This is a genomic window from Arenibacter palladensis, from assembly GCF_900129275.1.
In the GTDB taxonomy this organism is placed as follows: Bacteria; Bacteroidota; Bacteroidia; order Flavobacteriales; family Flavobacteriaceae; genus Arenibacter; species Arenibacter palladensis.
Genome location: NZ_FQUX01000002.1, coordinates 1 through 3784 on the forward strand (window position 1 = coordinate 1; position 3784 = coordinate 3784).

General features: G+C 49.0%; 5 protein-coding genes. All 5 read left to right on the plus strand.

Going from position 1 to position 3784, the window contains the following annotated elements:
- On the plus strand, window positions 1-381 hold a 381-nt coding region (locus BUA60_RS06055; protein WP_143153134.1), incomplete at its 5' end, for a c-type cytochrome.
- A 16-nt stretch (window positions 382-397) separates the two neighbouring features.
- Complete coding sequence (locus BUA60_RS06060; RefSeq protein WP_084532512.1) at window positions 398-1648, plus strand: FG-GAP repeat domain-containing protein; 1251 nt, start codon at window positions 398-400, stop codon at window positions 1646-1648.
- A 41-nt stretch (window positions 1649-1689) separates the two neighbouring features.
- Window positions 1690-1995, plus strand: a complete 306-nt coding sequence (locus BUA60_RS06065) for a Dabb family protein (RefSeq protein ID WP_072860890.1) — start codon at window positions 1690-1692, stop codon at window positions 1993-1995.
- Window positions 1996-2028: 33 nt separating this feature from the next.
- Window positions 2029-3222, plus strand: coding sequence for a Tm-1-like ATP-binding domain-containing protein (locus BUA60_RS06070; protein ID WP_245802524.1), 1194 nt, complete (start codon window positions 2029-2031; stop codon window positions 3220-3222).
- A gap of 42 nt (window positions 3223-3264) precedes the next feature.
- On the plus strand, window positions 3265-3784 hold a 520-nt coding region (locus BUA60_RS23180), incomplete at its 3' end, for a phosphoenolpyruvate hydrolase family protein (RefSeq protein ID WP_218587906.1).

A 3784-nucleotide genomic window follows, 5' to 3' on the forward strand; every position in this document is an offset into this window, starting at 1 on the left:
CTTTTCCAGACCTGTCTTATGTGCCACAGGGTAGGGGATCAAGGTCAGGATTTTGCCCCGGCATTGGACGGTTCGGCCACCAGGGAAAATGAAGCCCTGTTGACTGCAATTTTAAATCCGGATGCGGCCGTGGAAAGTAGTTACGCAGTGTTTAGAATAACCAAGAAAGACGGCAATAGCATGGAGGGATACCTTGTAAAAAAGGATGATCGCGGTACCACCCTTGGGTTTATGGGAGGCGGTAGTCAGTTTATCCAAGCTTCGGATATTGCTTCCCAAGGATTTATGGGAGGTCGTTCCTTTATGCCCAAAGGGCTCATCGATAATTATTCGGATGAACAGGTTTCAGACCTGTTATCCTTTATAAAAACTTTAAACTAAACCAAAAAATTAGATAATGTTGCTAAGGAATAGAATCTACATTTTGTCCTGTTTCCTGCTGCTTTCCTTGGGTTTGGTTTGGAGCCAGGTAAGCAATGTTCCATCCACAGCGGTGTCCTTTAATAAAATAGAGCTATTGGACAAATACGTTTCCGAGGGGGCTTCCATAGGGGATATTGACAGGGATGGACATATGGATATTGTGGCCGGAAACTTGTGGTGGAAAGGACCTGATTTTAAGGTAGCGTTTGCCTATGGCCCTGTAAAATATTTTCCTATCACAGGTCCTGGCCTTGAGGGCTATTCCACCAATTTTTTTACTTTCCCTTCCCATATCGATGGAAACCGATGGATGGATATCCTTCAGGTGGGTTTACCGGGAACGGATAGCAAATGGATCAAGGACCCGGGAAAGAATTCCCTTCCTCTTACCAAAAAGGTGCCCGAACCGGTATCTCAAAATGCCCTTGGGAATGTTTGTCATGAATCCCCGGATCTAGTGGATATAATTGGGGATAAACAAAGAGAGTTGCTTGCCTTTAGTAAAGGTTATCTGGTCTTGGGATTGGCACCATCTAAAAAGGGAGGGGATTGGCAAACACTCCCGATAAGTGTAAAGGACGAAAAGAAATTTATACAATATTCCCATGGCTTGGGGGCAGGGGATATCAATGGGGACGGACTTACGGACGTGATAGAAAGAAGCGGATGGTGGGAGCAGCCCAAAAACTGGGATAGAACCACCCCATGGGCCTATCATCCTTATCCATTTTCCCCGGGCAAGGGCGGAGCCCAAATGTTTGCCTATGATATTGATGGAGATGGTGATAATGATGTGGTCACGGCTATGGACGGACATGGATATGGGCTTTCTTGGTTTGAACAGATGGTAGAAGGTGGAGAAATTACCTTTAAGGAACATATCGTCATGACCAACAGTCCTGAGGATAACCCTTATGGGGTTTCCTTTAGTCAATTGCACGCTATGTCCATGACCGATATAGATAAGGACGGTATTCCGGACATCGTTACCGGAAAATGCTATTATGCCCACAATGGGCGCGACCCTGGAGCTGAGGACCCAGCGGTACTGTATTGGTTCAAAACCCAGAGGAATGCAGATGGGTCGGCAGAGCTTGTACCCTATAGGATAGATGATAACTCTGGAGTAGGAAGACAGATTACCACTGGCGATCTTAATGGGGATGGAAAGATGGATATTGTGACCTCCAACAAAAAAGGGGTCTATGCCTTTATCCAAAACTAAGTTTAGACCATAGATTAACTGATTATATAAAACACAGAATTATGACCAGACATTACGGAATGTTCCAGTTCAAGGAAGGGATAAGCGAGGCCGAGATCGAGAATTGTTTTGCCACCATGCAGGATATGGTAGGAAAGATACCGGGACTGTTGGAGATGGAGCACGGGCCCTATGACAGTACGGAAGGGCTGAACGATGGCTTCACCCATGGCTTTATCATGACCTTCGACAGCCCTGAATCCAGGGAGGCCTACCTTCCACATCCAATACATGAAAAAGTAAAGGACGTGGTAGTACCAAAATTGGAGCGGGTAGTGGTGTTCGACTTCAACGTTCAATCAAAATAAAAGCTTATGGCCACCACTGATAAGTGTATTGTAATGCTGGGCTGCTTTGATACCAAGGGGGAGGATTTCTCCTATCTCCTAAAAAGTCTCAAGGCGCTGGGCCAACAGGTGATCACCATAAACACGGGGGTCATGGAGACTTCTGTTGACTTCCCTATAGACGTGGACCAGGACGCAGTGGCGGAAGCCTCGGGCACGAGCTTGGAGGCTATCCGAAAATCCAATGACCGGGGCAGGGCAGTGGAGCTGATGGGAAAAGGTGCCGCTTCCATCCTGGCAGACTTTGCTTTTAGTGACCGGATCAAGGGCGTCATCGGCATGGGCGGTGGCGGTGGAACCTATATCATCCTGGAGGCCATGCAGGCGGTGCCCTTGGGCATTCCCAAATTCTGCCTTAGCACGGTAGTGGCCAAGGACCTCTCCCGGCAGATAGGGGTCAAGGATATTACCCTGATGTCGTCGGTAGTGGACGTGGCCGGCCTCAACAGTATCAGCAGGCTGTTGATACGGCAGGCGGCATCGGCGATCACAGCCATGTCCGATACCAAGGTAGACGCCTCAGAGGAGACCAAAAGGAACATCGCCATCAGTATGTTCGGGAACACCACAAAATGCGTGGACAAATGTACTGAATTGTTAAGGGCCAAGGGGTACGAGGTAATGGCCTTCCATGCCACTGGAGTGGGCGGGTCTACCATGGAATCGCTTATCCGTGAAGGGGTCTTTGATGCGGTGCTCGACGTTACCACCACCGAACTTGCCGATGAACTTTGCGGGGGTATTTTGAGTGCGGGGCCGCACCGGTTGACAGCAGCTGCGGAAATGGGGATCCCCCAGATCGTGGTACCCGGCTGCCTGGACATGGTGAACTTTGCCCAAATGGACACCCTTCCCGAACAGTACAGGTCCCGACAGCTCTACAGTTGGGCGCCGGACGTAACCCTGATGCGGACCAATGTCACCGAGAACGAAACCCTGGGAAAACAGTTGGTGGACAAGCTAATGGGGGCCAAGGCTCCTGTAGAGATAATGCTACCGCTAAAGGGTATATCCCAGATCGACAGCGAAGGGGATATTTTCTATGATCCCGAAGCGGATTCGGCCCTCTTTGGGGCCATCAAGGAAAGCGCCGATGGGCATGTGCCCGTCATGGAGGTGGACGCCCATATCAACGACGCGGCCTTTGCCAAGGCCTTGGTGGAGCGTTTAATGAAGATTTTGAAATAAAGAGAAATACACAAAGAACTAAGACCAAAAAAATAAAACAAAATGCCAAATAAATGGACTGGGAAGGGTAACCCATATACCCGAGAAGAAGTTAGACAACGATTACAAAAGACCTTGGCCCAAAAGAAGGCCATTATAGGTGCAGGGGCAGGAACTGGAATAAGTGCCAAATTCATAGAAAAGGGGGGTGCCGATTTTCTGATCATATACAACTCCGGACGATTTAGAATGTCCGGCCACGGCTCCACTGCCGGGCTGATGGCCTATGGCGATGCCAATGCGGTGGCCATGGAAATCGGGGAATTTGAAGTTTTGCCAGTGGTAGAAGAAATCCCGGTTTTTTGCGGAGTTCACGGATCCGACCCCAGAAGGCGCATGTGGCATTTTTTGCAACAGGTAAAGGCCATGGGATTTTCCGGAATCAATAATTTCCCTACCCATTCCATCGTGGACGGTAGCTTCAGGGATATCCTGGAGGAGACCGGGATGGGCTTTTACAAGGAAGTGGAAATGGTACGCCTGGCTTCGGAAATGGATCTTTTCTCATGTGTTTATGTGGCCA

Coding starts and splice junctions, on each gene's coding strand:
- BUA60_RS06060 (WP_084532512.1), top strand. CDS start 398: ATGTTGCTAAGGAATAGAATCTACATTTTGTCCTGTTTCCTGCTGCTT.
- BUA60_RS06065 (WP_072860890.1), top strand. CDS start 1,690: ATGACCAGACATTACGGAATGTTCCAGTTCAAGGAAGGGATAAGCGAG.
- BUA60_RS06070 (WP_245802524.1), top strand. CDS start 2,029: ATGCTGGGCTGCTTTGATACCAAGGGGGAGGATTTCTCCTATCTCCTA.